14 protein-coding genes are annotated in these 17,966 nt (G+C 41.0%); 4 read left to right on the forward strand and 10 right to left on the reverse strand.

What is annotated here, in order from left to right; translation table 11 throughout:
• Positions 1 to 41: 41 nt before the first annotated feature.
• Complete coding sequence (locus tag B3297_RS10500) at positions 42 to 1,199, forward strand: sialidase family protein (protein WP_115049676.1); 1,158 nt, start codon at positions 42 to 44, stop codon at positions 1,197 to 1,199.
• A 173-nt stretch (positions 1,200 to 1,372) separates the two neighbouring features.
• Complete coding sequence (locus tag B3297_RS10505; RefSeq protein ID WP_070564865.1) at positions 1,373 to 2,641, forward strand: family 16 glycosylhydrolase; 1,269 nt, start codon at positions 1,373 to 1,375, stop codon at positions 2,639 to 2,641.
• A gap of 185 nt (positions 2,642 to 2,826) precedes the next feature.
• Here the strand turns inward: B3297_RS10505 and B3297_RS10510 are convergent, their stop codons facing one another.
• The 7 genes from B3297_RS10510 to B3297_RS10540 all read right to left on the reverse strand — a co-directional run bounded on the left by B3297_RS10510 (position 2,827) and on the right by B3297_RS10540 (position 9,609).
• Complete coding sequence (locus B3297_RS10510; RefSeq protein WP_115049678.1) at positions 2,827 to 4,146, reverse strand: serine hydrolase domain-containing protein; 1,320 nt, start codon at positions 4,144 to 4,146, stop codon at positions 2,827 to 2,829.
• On the reverse strand, positions 4,143 to 4,700 hold the full coding sequence (locus B3297_RS10515) for a hypothetical protein (protein WP_147282057.1): 558 nt from the start codon (positions 4,698 to 4,700) through the stop codon (positions 4,143 to 4,145). Before B3297_RS10515 ends, B3297_RS10510 begins: the two co-directional genes overlap by 4 nt.
• A gap of 49 nt (positions 4,701 to 4,749) precedes the next feature.
• On the reverse strand, positions 4,750 to 5,094 hold the full coding sequence (locus B3297_RS10520; protein ID WP_070564875.1) for a PadR family transcriptional regulator: 345 nt from the start codon (positions 5,092 to 5,094) through the stop codon (positions 4,750 to 4,752).
• A 491-nt stretch (positions 5,095 to 5,585) separates the two neighbouring features.
• Positions 5,586 to 5,864, reverse strand: coding sequence for a hypothetical protein (locus B3297_RS10525; protein WP_115049681.1), 279 nt, complete (start codon positions 5,862 to 5,864; stop codon positions 5,586 to 5,588).
• A 6-nt stretch (positions 5,865 to 5,870) separates the two neighbouring features.
• Positions 5,871 to 6,581 (reverse strand): hypothetical protein, encoded by a 711-nt coding sequence (locus B3297_RS10530; RefSeq protein ID WP_286778906.1) that lies wholly within the window; start codon positions 6,579 to 6,581, stop codon positions 5,871 to 5,873.
• A gap of 183 nt (positions 6,582 to 6,764) precedes the next feature.
• Positions 6,765 to 9,002: a Tex family protein gene (locus tag B3297_RS10535; RefSeq protein WP_070564883.1), complete on the reverse strand. Its 2,238-nt coding sequence runs from the start codon at positions 9,000 to 9,002 to the stop codon at positions 6,765 to 6,767.
• 85 nt (positions 9,003 to 9,087) lie between these two features.
• Positions 9,088 to 9,609 carry a Sec-independent protein translocase subunit TatA/TatB gene (locus B3297_RS10540; protein ID WP_070564886.1) on the reverse strand — a complete coding sequence of 174 codons (522 nt, stop codon included), beginning with the start codon at positions 9,607 to 9,609 and terminating at the stop codon, positions 9,088 to 9,090.
• A 241-nt stretch (positions 9,610 to 9,850) separates the two neighbouring features.
• Between B3297_RS10540 and B3297_RS10545 the strand changes: the two genes are divergently transcribed.
• Positions 9,851 to 11,227 (forward strand): MATE family efflux transporter, encoded by a 1,377-nt coding sequence (locus tag B3297_RS10545; RefSeq protein WP_070564888.1) that lies wholly within the window; start codon positions 9,851 to 9,853, stop codon positions 11,225 to 11,227.
• Between the two features lie 63 nt (positions 11,228 to 11,290).
• On the opposite strand, the gene B3297_RS10550 is transcribed toward B3297_RS10545, so the two are convergent.
• The 3 genes from B3297_RS10550 to B3297_RS10560 form a co-directional block, all read right to left on the reverse strand.
• Positions 11,291 to 12,652: a dihydrolipoamide acetyltransferase family protein gene (locus tag B3297_RS10550; protein WP_070564890.1), complete on the reverse strand. Its 1,362-nt coding sequence runs from the start codon at positions 12,650 to 12,652 to the stop codon at positions 11,291 to 11,293.
• A gap of 112 nt (positions 12,653 to 12,764) precedes the next feature.
• Positions 12,765 to 14,024 carry a competence/damage-inducible protein A gene (locus B3297_RS10555; RefSeq protein WP_070564894.1) on the reverse strand — a complete coding sequence of 420 codons (1,260 nt, stop codon included), beginning with the start codon at positions 14,022 to 14,024 and terminating at the stop codon, positions 12,765 to 12,767.
• Positions 14,025 to 14,300: 276 nt separating this feature from the next.
• A complete protein-coding gene (locus B3297_RS10560) occupies positions 14,301 to 16,934 on the reverse strand; it encodes a putative LPS assembly protein LptD (RefSeq protein ID WP_236560120.1) in 2,634 nt (877 codons plus the stop codon).
• Between the two features lie 201 nt (positions 16,935 to 17,135).
• On the opposite strand from B3297_RS10560, the gene B3297_RS10565 reads away from it, so the two are divergent.
• On the forward strand, positions 17,136 to 17,936 hold the full coding sequence (locus tag B3297_RS10565; protein WP_046673952.1) for an N-acetylmuramoyl-L-alanine amidase family protein: 801 nt from the start codon (positions 17,136 to 17,138) through the stop codon (positions 17,934 to 17,936).
• The last annotated feature ends 30 nt before the right edge of the window (positions 17,937 to 17,966 follow it).

Consider the following 17,966-nt stretch of genomic DNA (forward strand, 5'->3'; position numbering starts at 1 on the left):
ATGAAATTTTTAAAGAAAAGTAACAATAAACTTATATCGATATGAAGAAATTAGGGACAATGGTGGTATTTGCAATGTTAGCCAGTATCTGCCACGCACAGGAAGTGAATGTGTTTGTTTCAGGCGAAGAGGGCTATAAAAGCTATCGTATACCTGCCATTGTAAAGGATAAAAATGGACAGTTAATTGCTTTTGCCGAAGGTCGGGTGGATCATGCTGGCGATTTTGGTAATGTGGATATTGTTTATAAAACCAGTAAGGATAATGGAAAGACCTGGGGGCCATTGCAAGTCGCTGTGGACAACGATAATTTACAGGTGGGAAATCCAGCACCTGTAGTTGATCTATTGGATCCAGCATATCCTCAAGGACGTCTCTTACTTTTTTACAATACGGGGAATAATCATGAGGGAGAAGTGCGCAAAGGGAGTGGCCTGCGGGAATGTTGGTCAATTAGTTCATCCGATGGCGGTAAAACATGGTCCAAGCCACAGAATATTACGCTCGAGACACATCGCCCCAATCAACCGTCAGTAAATGCGCAATATACCTTTAAGGACGATTGGCGAACCTATGCGAATACACCCGGGCATGCTTTACAATTTGATTCTGGTAAGTATAAAGGACGCATTTATATTCCTGCTAACCATTCTGAAGGAAATCCAAAAGAAAATGGCAAGGACTATTTTGCGCATTCGTATTACTCGGACGATCATGGAAAGACCTTCAAGATAGGGGCGAGCGTGAAATTTGAAGGATCAAATGAAACCATGGCCGCGCAAATATCGCATACAGGACTGTATATGAATTCCCGTAATCAACAAGGTAACGTAAAATCGAGGATTGTGTCCTATTCCAGTGATGGTGGTGTCAGTTGGGATACAACCTATTATGATAAAAATCTGGCCGATCCAGTCAACCAGGGCTCGGTACTTTCCTGGCAAAAGAAAGGAAAATATGTATTGGCTGTTTGTAATGCTGCATCAACCCATAGAAGGGACAATCTAACCGTTCGTTTAAGTAAAGATCAGGGCAAAACATGGTATTTCAATCAGGTCGTTGCCAAAGCTCCCGAAGGTGTGAAAGGGGATTATGCTGCTTATTCCGATTTAGTACTTTTAAATAAAAATAAACTCGGTGTTCTATTTGAAAAAGAGAATTACAGCAAAATTGTCTTTCAGCCAGTAAATTTTAAATAATCAGGCACATCGTGTTATCGAAATAATACACATTTTCTTTCATTTCTTCCTTTTGGTTAAAACAGGAAGGAAGAAATGAAAGAAAAAAATGAATCTTCGTTTCTAATGCAGCTTGCTCCACAGGCTGTCAAATAACGCTATAAACTTAATTAAAACCAATAATCCAAAACTAAATGAGAAAAACCAAATTTTGGCTGGTGTTGAGCCTAATCGCAACTAGCCTGTCTATTTTTGCCTGCAAAAAAGACTCGACAACAACAAAAACTTCGATTCCGGAAGTCAGTAAGGCGAAGGCCTCGACTAAGCTATTCAATGCTACTGCCGTAGCGACAACAGATTACGAACTGATCTGGTCGGATGAGTTTAATAGTAACGGGGGATTTGATTCCACAAAATGGTCTTATGCAGACAGGGGCACTGTCGCATGGAATAAGTATATGACCTCCCTGCCGGCTTATGCATCCCAAGACGGGAGCAATCTTGTATTGCGTATGGATAATGCGGTTGTAGCCGGAGATCCTGTTGCCTATCATGCGGGTGGAGTTAAGTCGATGGGAAAATTTAGTATGACTTATGGTAAAGTTGAAGTGAGGGCTAAGTTTACACAAGGAAGAGGCTCCTGGCCTGCGATTTGGATGATGCCCGAACCGGCTACGGCGTATGGAGGCTGGCCAGCCTGTGGTGAAATTGATATTATGGAGCATGTCAACAACGAAAGTGTGATGTATCATACGATCCATAATAGCTCGGTTACTAATGCAAATGGTGGAAGCACCGCTTCAAAAGCGGCCACTTATAATACGACAGATTACAACTTATATACGATGATCTGGAGTCCAAACGACATTCGATTTTACGTCAACAATGTATTGCAATATACCTACGCAAGGGTTTCTGGTGGCGGAACGCAACAATGGCCATTTGACGTACCTTTTTATCTGATTTTAAATCAGGCCGGTGGAGCTGGATGGCCAGGAGCGATCACAAATGCTGACCTGCCCTTTAGTATGCAGGTTGATTATGTACGTGTGTATAAGCTACCTTTATTTAGCAATGGCGATTTCGAAAGTGGTACCATCTATCCATGGACAACATGGGGTGGCGGATCATCGGTCGTTTCCACCGACGCCCGGACAGGAAGCAGATGCATCCGCGAAACGGGCGGGGAGACATCCATTGAACAATACCTGACCGGTTTAACGCCAAATACGACCTATCGGTTCGGTGGCTACGCCAAAGTGTCTACAGCTGGCCAGTCAGTTAGTATCGGCGTCAAAAACTTTGGTGGAACTGCAGTCAATGCGACTATTGGTACGACCAGCTATTCCAATGCTTCGGTTACTTTTACAACTGGCGCCAATAATACTACGGCTACGGTCTATTTCTATAAACCCTTGAGCGGTACTGTGTATGGTGATGATTTCTATTTAGAAAAACTGTAAGACACGTTAGTTGAAAGAGCAGTGGTTTTAGTTCAGCCACAGCTCTTTTAGCGATATTGCGTGATGACGAGGGCATCGGTCCGCATGGAGGATGTCGATATAACTTCATAACTACCTAATGAAAAATTTCAGATAGTGCCGAATAAGGGCCATGAATCGTTGCGGTAGTTAACGGCAGTATCTCCTTATTTCCTTAAAACGAGTGTATGTCCATTTTGATAGAGTGTCATTTTGTTTTCGTTACGTTCAAAGACGATCTTTACACCAAATTGCGGTTGGACCAGCGTGTTTCTATCCTTCGCTTTTAGCTGAAATGAAGATTGACCAACGACCTGTCCAAATACCTTGTTGCCCTCTCTCGTAATATTTATCTGAATAGGAGGTTGCTCGCTTTTATATTCGCCAATGAGACTTGAAATTTCTTCCTCTGTCAATTGTATTTCCGCAAGATCAGGAAGTGGAAAAGGTTTTTTATAAAGCTCGCCCAGACTGAACTTTAAAATTTCATTATTAGTATAATTGTTGGCATTACTAATGATAGCGACATTATAATTGCCATCATCAAAATGGCCAGCGACAGAAGAGTAACCGTCTATACCGCCTGTGTGGCCAAAGCCTACATGTTCATAGAAGGGCAATTGGAATAAGCCGATCCCATAGCCCTGATCTATTTTTTTCATCTCTTCCAGGCTTGCAGCATTGATGATTTTATGGCTAAATAATGCATTGAAAAATCTGGCCAAGTCTGCCGGAGTTGACCACACTGCGCCAGCACCAAGCGGAACTGAGTTGTCCGTGTGTGGTTCAAGGGTCCATTCTTGTGTATACCGATAAGATTCGCTCAGATCACTGCCGTTATTTTGTGGACGGCCGAATGTGGTTTGTTCCAACTTTAGTGGCTGGCAGATATACTCTTTCAATAAAGAAGCATAGTCTTTTTTCCATACTTTTTCCAGAATATAAGTAAGTAGAATGTAGTTTGAATTACTATATACATGCTTGCTGCCGGGGTCAAATTCAACTCCGCCTTTGATGATGCGTGCGACAAGTTCCTGTTCTGTTTGCGGTTTAGTGTTCCATGTCAAATAATCTTTGTCGTCCGTGATGCTGTGAACTCCGCTGCTGTGATTTAACAATTGACGAACAGTAATCTTTTCGGCGTTGGGAATACCCTTAACGTATACGGACAATGTTTGATTTAATTGGAGTTTTCCAAGTTCAGCTGTTTTTAGAACAAGTGTTGCGGTGAATGTTTTGGAGATCGAGCCTATGCCATAACGGGTATCTATGGTCGCTTTCTTTTTCTGCGCCAGATCGGCATATCCAATTGTCTTTTGATAAAGCAATTGATCACCTTTGCTGATCGCAATACTGCCCATCCAGACGTTATTTTTGTCCATGACGGACATGAGACTATCCATGCGAACAGGTGTGAATTCCTGGGCTTTGAGAATGGGGCTTGATAGGGTTCCTAAGAGGAACAATAACACTGTGGTTCTTTTCATAATTTATGGGGAATAGATTTTTTGAGTTTCAAAATTAACGTGGAGGAATAGTAAAGTCCACTGATGATAAATAGAAAGGCCGGAATGAAATAATTGCCCAATTGTTCGTAACGTAGGGCTTCTTCGTGCTGTAAAATAAGTTTGCCGAATATGAAAAACTTGTTGGGCGCATAGAAGAATCCGACTCCCTGAGGATCAATAAACTTGGCCACGATGAGAAATACGGCGATGAGCATCAGGGTATAGATGATATAATAAATCATGTTTATGATCCCTTGTGTGAGCATGATAGGTACTCGTAATAAGGATAGGGATTTACGAGGAGATTCTATTGACGGGGCAATGGACGTTGACAAAATCATTTCCTTGATAAAAGTCTCTGGTAACCCGAGTTTATCTAAGATTTCTTGGAGCTGACTAGGCATGGCGTCATGGATTAATTGTGGGGGAAGCTGCTGTTGCAATGCCTCAAATATGTGGCTATTGATTTCACATAAGATATCCTGTCTTTGCTCCAAGGCTAATTTTTTTACAAGAGCAGTCGCTGTTGACATGTAGTCTTGATATAGCTGAGCTGAGGATCTATTTGTAAAGGGTATCTGGTTATAATGCATGCGTCAAAGTGGTTAAATGTTGGTTTAAGCTTGTCCAGTACGTTCTCATCTCTAAGAAAGTACTTTGGCCTTCCTTTGTTATTTTATAATATTTTCTTGGAATCCCAGTTTCCTGAGGCACCCAGTTCGATTCGACCAGGCCTTCGTTTTTTAAACGGATCAATAAGGGGTATAATGTTCCTTCAGCAATATCAATGGCCGTTTTCTTCTTGACCTCCTGGATAAGATCGTAGCCATAGTATTCCTGATCATAGGCAAGAATACCTAATACAACAAAAGAAAGACTTCCTTTTTTTAGCTGTGAAATCCATTTGTCAATAAATTCTTTGTTCATGGAAGTAAATATATAACAAAATACATAGTAATACAATGTATTGTTTTAAATTTTTAATATACCTTTTAATGAAGGAAAGTGTCCTAATTAAAAAAAGAATGGGGAAGTGGATTTGATGTTACTTCGATTGAGTTTTTGCTAAAAAAAAACACTTGAAGTGGGGAACTTCAAGTGTTTAACCTAACCAATTATTAACCTAAATTTATGAAAAGTATACTTTCTCAAGTATAGTAGACTATATTCAATATCTGTGCCATTCTACTTGTTAGTTTTATACTATTTTTCTTTGTGTTATTTTTGTTACGTAATATCACTTGATTTGGTTGATGTTATATCTTATTTGGTAATATTTTTATGTTTTTAAAGATGTTAAGTAGTTTGAAAAAGGATTGAGTTAATTTTTGGTAAAATTTCGCCTATTTTATTGGGCAAACTTTCCGCATGTGTATATAAAAGAGAACAGCCCCTGTCCGAAAATAGGGTAATTGTTATTACACAACGTAACACTTGAAGAGTTCTTTCCACTCATCATCAAGATTGCCTCTGTATACATTTTGTTTGGCGCGGCGATACCAATATTCTGCATTCCATTGATCACCTTCTTTGCGGTGTAAATAAGCATGAACATGTGCTGCGTCGGTTCCCCCCAATTGATCGATGAGGCCGTGCGCGGTTTTCCAATTTCCTTTCAGATCATACCAAAGTGACTTTTGTACCGCTGTCCAATGCTGAAGTGGACTTTCAAGTGATTGAAATTCTTCTATTGTCATATTTTTTTATTCAGTTATTTCTTTGCTCCAAATTTCATAAATATCGTCTCCTTTCGAGCTTTTTCCTCTATGCTGCCATCTGCCATCTACAATTTCACCGTCAAAGGCCAGTTCTTGCCCAACTCGATTTTTGTCTCTCGAAAAGAATTGTATTTTTTCAGTATACCGATTGTTATCGTATTGATAGTTGCCCCCGCCAGTACCATAGAAACCTTTTTGTGCAGGATTAATCGCTATCCATTGAAAATAGCCATCAACCAATATTTTGATTGTTTTGCGGTCTGCTTTCGGAATATCCTGCATTTTTTCTCCTTGTTGGCGACCAGTGATGCGCCAAAGTGCGTCCAGGTCCTGCGGGACTTTTTTCTGTTTAATATAGAGATGATAGCTATTCGCTATTTTTAGGCGAAGGGAGTCTGCTTCACTCCGATACGGCAATTGAGTTGTTTTGCCGATGGCAGATGAATCCTGTGAATTATACTCGATGGCGATATTGATCAGATTAGGCTGTTTATCAAGTGGCCCACCCCAGGTATGTTGAAAACGTTTTCTGACATCATCGTAACTTATAAACGAGATATAATGATCTTTAACGAGCATTAAGTGTTTATTGATGCCATCCTGGTATAGATAGGCTCCGTCGTGAAGTTGCTGTGCCTGGATTTTAGAAAAATAAATTCCAAAAAATAGGAAGAATAGTAAGGTACAATTTTTCATAACGGGTCTAAACTTGTTTCCTCTAAAGATACAAAATAAAACAGCGATACGAATGACGGACATTGGATTTAATCGAATCAAAAAAAGCTGACCAGTCGCCGCAGCGCCGCCAAAAAATGTTAAGCACTTTTATGAGGGGCAGTCCGGCGAACGGTCAGCTTTTCGATAGGATGTTACAACTATCTATTTGAACTTACTCGCCAATGCAGCGAGCTTGCTGGCCATATCCGTTTGTGGCTCGGCCTGCTTTTTAGGTTCATTTTTTTTGTTTTTGGGTAGCGCAGGCTTTTCATCTGTTTTCATTGACAATGCGATACGACTACGCTTTTCGTCTACTTCTGTTACTGTTACCATGACGTGTTGCTGTACTTTGACGACTTCATGGGGGTCCGATATATAGCGATTCGATAATTGGCTTAGATGTACCAAGCCATCTTGATGTACGCCAATATCAACAAAGGCTCCGAAATTTGTAATATTCGTCACGATTCCTGGCAGCTTCATGCCCACTTTTAAATCCCCAATGGTATTGACGCCATCTGTGAATGAGAATGCTTCGAACTTTTCCCTTGGATCTAATCCGGGTTTCGCTAATTCATTGAGAATATCATTCAATGTCGGTAATCCAACTTCCTCTGAGATATAGTTTTTCAAAGGGATCGATTTTCGCAAGTCAGCGTCAGTCAATAGATCTTCTACTTTTTTGCCAAGGTCTTTGGCCATTTGTTCGACCAATGCATAACGCTCGGGGTGTACCGCCGACGAATCCAGTGGGTTTGCGGCATGGCGGATGCGTAGAAAGCCTGCAGCTTGTTCAAAGACTTTATCGCCAAGGCGAGGAACTTTTTTCAGTTCGCGCCTGGAGGCAAAAGGACCGTTCTCATTCCGGTATTTGATGATCTGTTGTGCCAGGGATGGACCAAGACCGGAAACGTAGGATAAAATTTGTTTGGAGGCCGTATTCAATTCGACACCGACAGCATTTACGCAACTGATGACCGTATCATCCAATGAAGTCTGGAGTTTATTTTGATCTACATCATGCTGATATTGTCCGACACCGATCGATTTTGGATCAATCTTAACCAGTTCAGCCAATGGGTCCATCAACCGTCTACCAATAGATACTGCGCCGCGTACCGTAACATCTTGATCTGGAAATTCTTCACGGGCAGTTTCGGAAGCCGAATAAATAGAGGCTCCACTTTCATTGACCATTACGATGGTAACGTTATTTAATCCGAGTCTCCGTACAAATTCTTCCGTTTCACGACCTGCGGTCCCATTGCCGATTGCGATGGCTTGGATATCATATTTTGATACTAGATACTGAATTGTTTTTTTTGCTTCTGCAAGTCCATTGACTCCTGTATGCGGAAAGATGGCCGTATTTTCTTTAAGCTGTCCCTGTTCGTCCAGAACAACCGTTTTACAGCCTGTACGAAATCCTGGGTCGATCGCGAGCAGCCTTTTCTGCCCTAGTGGAGCGGCTAGAAGTAGTTGACGCACATTGTCGGCAAAAACTTTGATGGCTTCCTCATCGGCTTTTTGACGTGTCAATACACGAATTTCCGTCTCCATAGAAGGTTTTAACAGCCGCTTGTAGCTATCGACCAAGGCGAGTTTTACCTGAGCTGCGGCATCGTTGGAACCCTTAATATAGATGGATTCGATACCTGGTAGAATTTCTTCTTCATTGATATCGATATCTAAATAGAGTAATTCCTCTTTTTCTCCGCGGCGCATGGCCAGCACACGATGTGAAGGTGCATTTTTCAACGGTTCAGACCATTCGTAATAATCTTTATACTTTAGTGCAGCTTCTTCCTTTCCAGGAACTACCCGTGAAACAAATGTGCTTTTTTCGAGGAATATCGCTCTCGCTTTGGCTCTCACTGTCGCATCTTCCGCAATGATCTCTGCGATGATATCGCGGGCACCTGCTAGTGCCTCCTCTGTATTCTTAACGCCTTTTTCTTCATTTATTAAACTGTCGGCAAGGGGGAGGAAATCTCCTATTTCTTGTGCTAAAATGAGATCCGCTAAAGGTTGCAGACCTTTTTCACGTGCCACACCGGCGCGAGTTTTACGCTTGGGTTTGTAAGGCAAATAGATATCTTCGAGACTGGCCATGGTTTCGGCACCCAAAAGCTGCTGCTCAAGCTCCGGTGTCAATTTTCCCTGATCGTTGATCGATTTAAGAACAGCTTCTTTACGTTTATCTAAATCACGCAGCTGCTGGAAACGATCTCTGATCGTGGTGATTTGAACTTCGTCCAAACTACCCGTCATTTCCTTACGGTAGCGTGAGATAAACGGAACAGTAGCACCTTCGTCTAATAGTGCTATAGTCGTGCGAACTTGTTTTTCGCTAATAGAAAGCTCATTAGCAATGGTAATTTCGTGTGTTGATAAGCTCATTGTCGGTTTAATCTTAAAAAGTAGAGCTGTTGAATGGTGATTCAACAGCTCTAAGTATATCTAATTATAAACTAAAGTAGTAAAATTAAGCAGGTTTACTGGTATTGTCCTGCTCAGGAACTTTTTTATCTTCTACCTCGTTGTTTTTCGTTTCAGCAAAATGATCGTTATACCCGTACGTGATGTGAGATGGCTCTTCGCCGTAATCGGGTTGTTTATGTGGGTTATGTTCGACGACACCGGCAGGTGTTGTGAATTCATATTTTTTCTTTGGTTGATCTGTTTCTGAACCTTCGACGGCTTCCTGGGGCTTAGCCCCTTCTTCGTGTGCTGCTTGAGCCTGCTCTTCAGCCAAACGAACATCATTAGGAACAACTTCTTCTTTTACTTCTGTTTTAACGTCTATGTCTTTCTCGAAATTATTGATCTGATCTGAAATTTCACGTTTGATACCTTCTGATGCATCTTTGAACTCACGTATTCCTCTTCCTAAACCTCTCGCCAATTCAGGAAGTTTTTTGCCTCCAAAAAGTAACAAGATTGCAAACACAATTAAGATCATCTCTTGTGTTCCGATGTTTAGAAATGCTATTACTGGATTGTACATACTCTTTTTCCTCTTCTTTTGATTACTAACTAGATGCTAAGGTACATTTATATTTCTATAGTTCTTAGACCCAAAAGTAAATTTAAGATAATTTTAAGGTATTTGAAACATAAAAATTACTTAACAAAGTGCGGTTATTTGATGGGTGTAAATTGTTATATTTTTGCTAAATATTTTTTAATATGACGATAGGGCGGAAATATCTTCGTATTTTTGTGGCTATTTTTTGGGGAAATCGATTATGTTGGGAAAATTTAAAACATTTAAACCGTATTACAAAAGTACGATGGTATTGGCGGGGCCAGTGGTGATCTCACAATTGGGACATACGCTGGTGCATACCGCAGATAGTGTGATTGTTGGACATTTTGCAGGAACCATTCCATTGGCGGCAGTTTCGTTGGTACATGCTGTTTTTATGGTTGTTATGGTCATTGGTTTGGGGATAGCGTATGGCATCACGCCATTGATTGCGCAAGAGAATGGCCGTGATAATAAAAAAGAATGTGCTATTTTGTTGTCTAATAGCTTTTGGTTAAATATTATTGCGGGACTCTTGTTATTCGCATTGGTCTATTTTGGTTCAATGTTGGCGATCGATCACCTCAACCAAGATCCGGCTGTGGTGAAGGAGGCAAAGCCTTATTTGCTTATTCTGAGTTTATCGATGCTTCCATTAATGGTATTTAGCACCTTTAAGCAATTTGCTGAAGGCCTGGGGTTTACTAAGCAAGCGATGAATGTAACTATTTGGGGGAATGTACTGAACATTATTTTGGCGATCATCTTTGTCAAAGGGATGTTTGGCATCAGCCCAATGGGGGTCAAGGGAGTCGGATACAGTACATTGATCGACCGTGTGTTAATGATGTCTGTGATGATGACCTATGTCTTGCGATCGCAGAAATTTAAAGGATATATTCAATACTTTAAAGTGACATTGGTCGATCGGGAGCGATTGTTGAAGATCGTACGGATCGGGGCACCCGTGGCTATGCAATATGTCTTTGAAATTGGGGCTTTTGCAGGGGCATCCTTATTAGCGGGTACCATAAGTGCGACAGCGCAAGCTTCTCATCAAGTAGCCATACAGCTGGCCGCGATGACGTATATGATGGCGAGTGGTATTGCTGCTGCTGCAACAATCAAGGTGGGGAATAGTTATGGTAATCGAAATCTTTTTCGTCTCGAACGATTTGCCATCACGTCGTATCAATTGGTGTTGATTTTTATGGTGATTACAGCGTCTTTGTTCGCGCTATTGAATGATTATTTGCCTTATATCTTTACCTCAGATCATGCTGTGGTGATTATTGCTTCTCAGCTGTTGATTATTGCGGGCCTTTTCCAATTGTTTGATGGTACGCAAGTTGTCGGTCTGGGAGTGTTACGTGGGATGGGGGATGTGAATATACCAACCCTAATCACATTTATCGCTTATTGGATTATTGGGCTACCAAGCGGCTACCTCATGGGCGTCGTGTTTAACTGGGGTATCAAGGGGATTTGGTACGGGTTAACGCTGGGCCTGCTAAGCTCTTCGCTTTTACTGTACCTGCGGTTTCAATTGGTGATTAAGAAGAAAAAAATACAGTTCGAACAAAGTATGTTTAAGTAACAAAAAGTATATACTAAATAACAAAAAACGGCTCTGTTAAGAGCCGTTTTTTTATTCTGATTGCTAGATTACTCTATTGCTATCCCAGTTTTCCAGGTAGTCGGCCACACGTTTTAAGAAAGTACCTCCGAGGGCACCATCGATTGCACGGTGATCGTAAGAGAGTGACAGATACATCATATGTCTAATACCAATCATATCGCCATACTCTGTTTCTATGACCGCTGGTTTTTTCGTAATGGTACCGACAGCCAAGATTGCAGCTTGCGGTTGGTTAATGATAGGCGTTCCCATAATATTACCGAAAGCGCCGATATTGGTGAATGTAAATGTACCATCTTGGGTATCGTCAGGCTTCAATTTATTCGCCCGTGACCGTTGTGCGAGGTCGTTGACACTTTTACTCAACCCTACTAAGCTTAATTGATCAGCATTTTTGATGACCGGAACGATGAGATTGCCATTAGGCAATGCTGCAGCCATACCAATATTGATGTTTTTCTTCTTGATGATATTGTAACCGTCGATCGATATATTGACCAATGGAAAATCTTTGAGAGCCTTGCTAATAGCCTCGATAAACAAAGGGGTAAACGTGATGTTTTCTCCTTCGCGTTTTTTATAGGCATCTTTAACTTTATTGCGCCACAAAACTAAATTGGTGACATCTGCCTCAACAAAAGAACACACATGGGGAGAGGTCTGTACGCTTTTGACCATATGGTCTGCTATTAATCTCCGCATACGGTCCATTTCAATGATTTCATCACTGCCATTGGCAACGGTGTGAACATGCGACGGAGCGGCGGAGGTTATTTTTGGAGAATCCGTACCCATGCCCGTGCTAGTATTCGTGTGCTCTGCCGGAATGGCTTTTGTCGATTTTGAGGAGGAATCCCGATGCGATACATACGTTAAAATATCTTCCTTAGTCACTCTTCCCTCTGCTCCGGTACCCTGGATACGGTCAAGTTCATCCTGGGACAATCCTTCGTGGCGTGCTATATTTTTCACTAAAGGTGAATAAAAGCGAAGGGTATTTTCGTATGAAGAAGATGGAATTTCAGCTGTTAAATTGGGCAGCTGGTCTACACCTGGGATGTTCAATGCTATGATCTCTTCGGGAGTTGCCGCTGAAGGAGCGATATTTTCTTGTGCTTGAATCGCAGGTTCTTCATTTTCGCCTTCAATTTCTATAATTGCAACGACTTCACCAACTTGGACAGTCTGGTCTACAGTATAGCAATGCTCTTTTAAAACACCTTTTACAGGGGAAGGTACCTCTGAATCAACTTTGTCAGTTGCAATTTCCAATAAAGTGTCATCTTCCTCAATCAGGTCACCAGGTTGTTTTAACCATTTTGTGATTGTTGCCTCGGATACACTTTCTCCCATTTTTGGGAGCAAGAGTTTATATAAAGCCATATTTTTTAGCAATCTCGTTATAGAAAAACGAAGTTAAATAAATTGTGGTTTACTTTCAACAATTTAAAATATTATTCCTTAAATAACGTGTTTTTTGAAATATTATTTTACTTTATTGTGTATCCTGTTCTTTTTCTTTTACAAGCAACTTCCATAGAAGTAATAAAGCATTCATACGGGTACGTTCGATGTTGATCAGTCTGTCGTTATCAAATTGAAACTTCTTGGTTAAAATTTCCTTTTTCCCGGCAACAGCCACCCAAATAGTGCCAACTGGTTTCTCAGCTGTTCCACCACCTGGTCCCGCTATTCCAGTTGTCGCAATAGCATAGTCGGAAGAAAATGCCTTTTTTGAACCGGAAGCCATTTCGATAGCAGTCTGCTCACTTACTGCTCCATATTGGATCAGTGTTTCTTCCTCGACGTTCAACAATTGTTGTTTTAACGCGTTGGAGTATGGGATGGTACCACCAAGGAATATCGTGCTGCTTCCCGCTACAGCGGTTATTGAAGCGGCGAGGCTACCCCCGGTACAACTTTCTGCAGTAGTCAATGTAGCACCTCGGCGGCCAAGCTCTTTAATCAGATAGGGCTCGATGCTTGTGTTATAGTCCGCGATGACATGGTGTTGTAAACGATGGAGTAGCTTTGTTTTAAAAAGGGCAACCTGGAGCATAATGTCAGATTTATTCCTGCTTTTTCCAGAGAGTCTCAATCGGATAAAGGCCAAGGTTGGTAGATAGGCCAATTTTATGCTGGAAGGAAGTTCTGCTTCGATATCCTTTATTTCTTCTGCCAAATATGATTCTCCGATTCCGCCAACCAAAATGGTCTCGTGACAGATAAATAAGTCAGGATCCTGTTTGGCTAATAGGGGCAGCACATGTTTTTCCATCAGAAATTTCATCTCAAAGGGCACGCCAGGCATAAAAATAAACCTCTTTTGGTCCTGATGGACCAGCATGCCGGGCGCGGTGCCATAGTCGTTAAATAGGACCTCACAATTTGCTAAAACATCGGCCTGCTGTAGATTGATGTCGAGCATTGTTAGATTGCGCGATTCAAATATGTTGGTCACATGCCGAAGTACATGCTCATCGCGGATCAAGGTGGTTCCAAAATATGCTGCGGCCGTTTTTTTTGTCACATCATCTTTCGTCGGCCCCAGGCCTCCAGTGATTAAAATAAGATCTGCCCGCGTTGAAGCCTCTTTCAATGTCGTTGAAATAGCCTCTTCTGTATCAGGGATCGATGTCATTTGAACGATATCGACTTCGAATTGGAGCAGTTGTTTGGCAATCCAGCCTGAATTGGTATCAATAATCTGACCGATGAGAATCTCATCGCCTATGGTAATAATCTCTGCTTTCATCTTTAAAATAATTATGCGACACATCCCTACGGTGAAAAATACATATGTGGGTATGTATCGTGTTTGATTTTCTCAATCTTCTGGTGTTAAAATGTCCATGCGCTAGCGCCTAAAAAATGAAAATTCAATCCCAGAAGATTCAGTATATAAACTTACATAAAATTGCGGCTCAACGAAATGTTTAAGATGTATTTGATGGAAGAAGTTTTTTGAAAAGAAACTGAAAATTCTTTTTGGCCAATATGAATATAACATTTCAAAAAAAAAGCAGTTATTTTAAAAATAACTGCCTCCTGAACTGGCTCTTTTTGTGAGCTTAAGATCTTGTAAGATCGATGCCTTGGCACGAATGGTGACGTTGTAGCTTCGGAACCGCCCAAAAGGCATCCAGCCAAATGACATATCCCAACAATGCAGATCGCGATAGATATTGAAAGAGGTCATGACCACTTCCTTCTGTTTGAAATCGTACCCCGATTGAAAGGTGACTTTCCATTTTGGCGTAACACTGAAGTCGCCATGTAAATTCAATGTGCTTGTGATCTGGCTCTGCATTCTTCGTGTACTGGAGTTGAACGATTTTGCCATATTGAAACTGAACGATGCCGCAAGGTTCCATGGGATGTTAAAGTCCACAAATGCGTTTGGATCTGAGCTGATTCGAGCTAAGGCTTGTGCCTGTTCGGGAGTCATACCCGCTCCTGTCATTTCTTTTCTTAAAGAATCAATATTGTTATTACGTGATTTCGCAGCCTTAGGATTCAGACTATAGTCAAAGGAAAGACCAAAGTTTGTCAGGCGCGCAAGGCTACCGTCTTTAATGGCGTAGCGATTGACACGGACACCATTTTCGTTGACCGAATAAGGATCAAATGTACCGTTGAAGTTTACATTCATCTTTTGGTCGAAAAAAGCTGTACGGCCAGAGAAAGTAATTGGGGACAACTTTAGCGAGTCGGCCACAAAGTTGTAATTTCCACTGAACGTCAGACCTTGAAGAATAGGGATTTTCTTCATACCGCCATCCGTGGTGTCAGATTTACTTTTGACCTTTGCTTCGATATTATTGTCAATGGAGAAACCTATCCCCGCAGATTTTCCTGCGGAAGGGGAACCGTAGACACCCTGGCTAAAGATTGAGTATACATTTCTGTTTCCATATTGATCGTTATAATGCTGATAGAAACCATATTTTGGATCCGAAAAGTCGGGTCTATAGTTCAGGTTGATTGACGGTGTAACAACGTGTCTGATCTGCTTAAGGTTACCTATTTTAGGGAAATAATTACCATAAACCTTGGTCGAAAGTCCGGTCGATACCGAGTAATCGTATGCACGATTGAATCCCTGAACGGTATCGATACGTTGTTTATAACCTGCAGCGGTATTGTCGATGCTTTGTCGCGTACTTTGTAAATACCAACGTTCGGTATAGTTTACACTGGTATTGAACTGGAAATATTTAAAAGCATTGAGTGATAGACTGATTGGAATATTGTGTTGGAAACCATTTTGGAATTTTTTGAAACCTCCTGGTTTAAACAACAATGTATCAATGGTACTGACCGAGTTTTGCGCCTGGAAACTATAACCGACATTGATGCGTTGATACCATTTTTGTTCACCGACACGGTCTTTGCTGTCAAATGGATTAAAAGAGGATACGTTTAAGCTGATGTTGGGTAAACTCATCTGTATACTGCGTGTAGCCATGTCCTGGTTATGCGTTAAGCTGGCCGTGAGGTTTACCTTACCATCGGCAAATACTTTTCCATAACTGATGGACGATCCCATACGGTTACGGGCAAGATTTTCATAGGTATTTTGTGTACTTCCGGTTCCGGTATTTTGAAAGAAAGAACTTGTACCAAAGTTAACACTTGCAGAGAAAGATGTTCCTGGATTGGCTTCCTGCCGTTGGGTATGGTTCCATGTGACGTTAAAATCCTTATTAGAGCCGTAATTGGATGTTCCTTCAATACCTGTTTTGGTATTGGCGTAACGGATATTAAAACCACCGTTAAATTTGTAGTTGACGGTATAGCGCGTATTGATGGAAGCTTCCCACGAACCTTTAGAATACAAGGAACCTCTAATCTCACTGTCCCAGTAATCGTTGAAGGCCAAATACCAACCGATATCCCGCATGGAGAATCCTCTGGTATAATCTTCTCCAAAAGAAGGGAAGAGAAACCCGGATGCTCTTTTATCTGGTTTTGGGAAAAATGCAAATGGAAATGCCACGGGCATCGGTACACCCATCACGACAAGGTAGGCCGGACCAGAAATAATCTGATTTTTAGTGACAATTCCTTTGGTGATATGAATTCCAAAATGGGTATGTGGATAAGGTAGATTACAGGTACTATATAATCCCTTGTAAATAGACATTTCGTCGTAGATATTCTTTCGCACAATATTGGCCTGGATAAATCCACCATCAACTTCGGTCATAATACCGTAGGTATTTCCCTCTTGTTTTTCGTAATCATAATAAAGTGAGTCTACTGTTTTCGGTGATTCACCATTACCCATGATGACAATAGGACGCCCTACATATTTACCACTTTTGTCATAGATCCCAGAAGCAAAAATCTTTTTCTTGTTTCGATCAAGACGGATATAATCGGCAGAAAGTTCAAAATCTTGGTACTTTACTTTTGCTCCGCGATAAAGGTGACTGATATTCTTGGCAACTTCAGATTTCTGCGAGTCAACCGCAATAATGCTCACTTCGGCCTGCAAACCACTTCCTTTTTTCTTGGTTGTATCGTTTACAGATTTGGTCGTATCTGCAGTTTTCGATTTACTCGTATCTTGCGATTTATTGGTCGCCCAAATAGGATCTTTACCTTGAAGTCCGTTCTGTTTTAATGGAATATTACTTTGAGCAAAGCTAGCATTGCTCATTGCAAGAATGATAAATAGTGTTAAAATGTTGATTAACGACTTCAAAATTAAAGACAAATGTTATTTTTGTGAAATAATGTTAAACTTCGAGAGACAAAATTAGTCAAAAAAGCAATAGAAAATATGTTAAATATCGTTATCTATTAAAGAAATAATATTGACGCATTTTGATTCGTTTATAGTAGAGCAAATAATTATTCAATGAAATCAGATTTAAGAATTAGAAAATGGTGTAGTGTTGTGTTCGCTACTTTGGGATTTTTTTTATTGAATTCTTTCACATTAAACAATGGGCAAGCAGTGCCTCCAGACTACCAAATAAAAACGATTGTAATTGATGCGGGCCATGGCGGTAAAGATACCGGAGCACAAGGGCGGCGATCGTTGGAGAAAAATGTAGCCCTTGAAGTTGCGTTAAAATTGGGAAAGCAGATTCAGAAAGATATTCCGGGTATCAAGATCATCTACACGAGAACGACGGATGAATTTGTTGAGCTTTACAAACGTATTCGCTTGGCGAATGCCAATAAAGCAGATTTATTTATTTCAATACACTGTAATTCCAGTGGTGCTAGCGCACATGGTACCGAAACATTGGTCTCTGGCTCGCATCGTTTGGGACAGCAAGATGCTGCAGTTCGTGAAAATGCGTCCTTGTTACTGGAATCAAACTATAAAGAAAATTATCAAGGATTCGATCCAAAAGACCCTGAAAGTGCTATCATCTTCTCCTTGATGAAAAACCGATTCCGTGAAAAAAGTATTCGTCTGGCGCAGATGATTGAAGGTGAGTATGTGAAGGCAGGGCGATATAGTAGAGGATTCTGGGAGAAAGGCTTAGCTGTATTGGCTGAAGCAGGTATGCCCGCTGTGCTTACAGAAATTGGCTTTATTAGTAATAGAGAAGAAGAGAGCTACCTATTGTCTGATGAAGGGCAGCAGGAAATTGTCAATAATTTAGTTTCGGCTCTGAAAATTTATAAAAATTCTGTAGAACGCTAAACAGATTTGCTTTTATGCTGTTTTAAACTT

The organism is Sphingobacterium sp. UBA3519, from assembly GCF_002377215.1.
Taxonomy (GTDB): Bacteria; Bacteroidota; Bacteroidia; order Sphingobacteriales; family Sphingobacteriaceae; genus Sphingobacterium; species Sphingobacterium multivorum.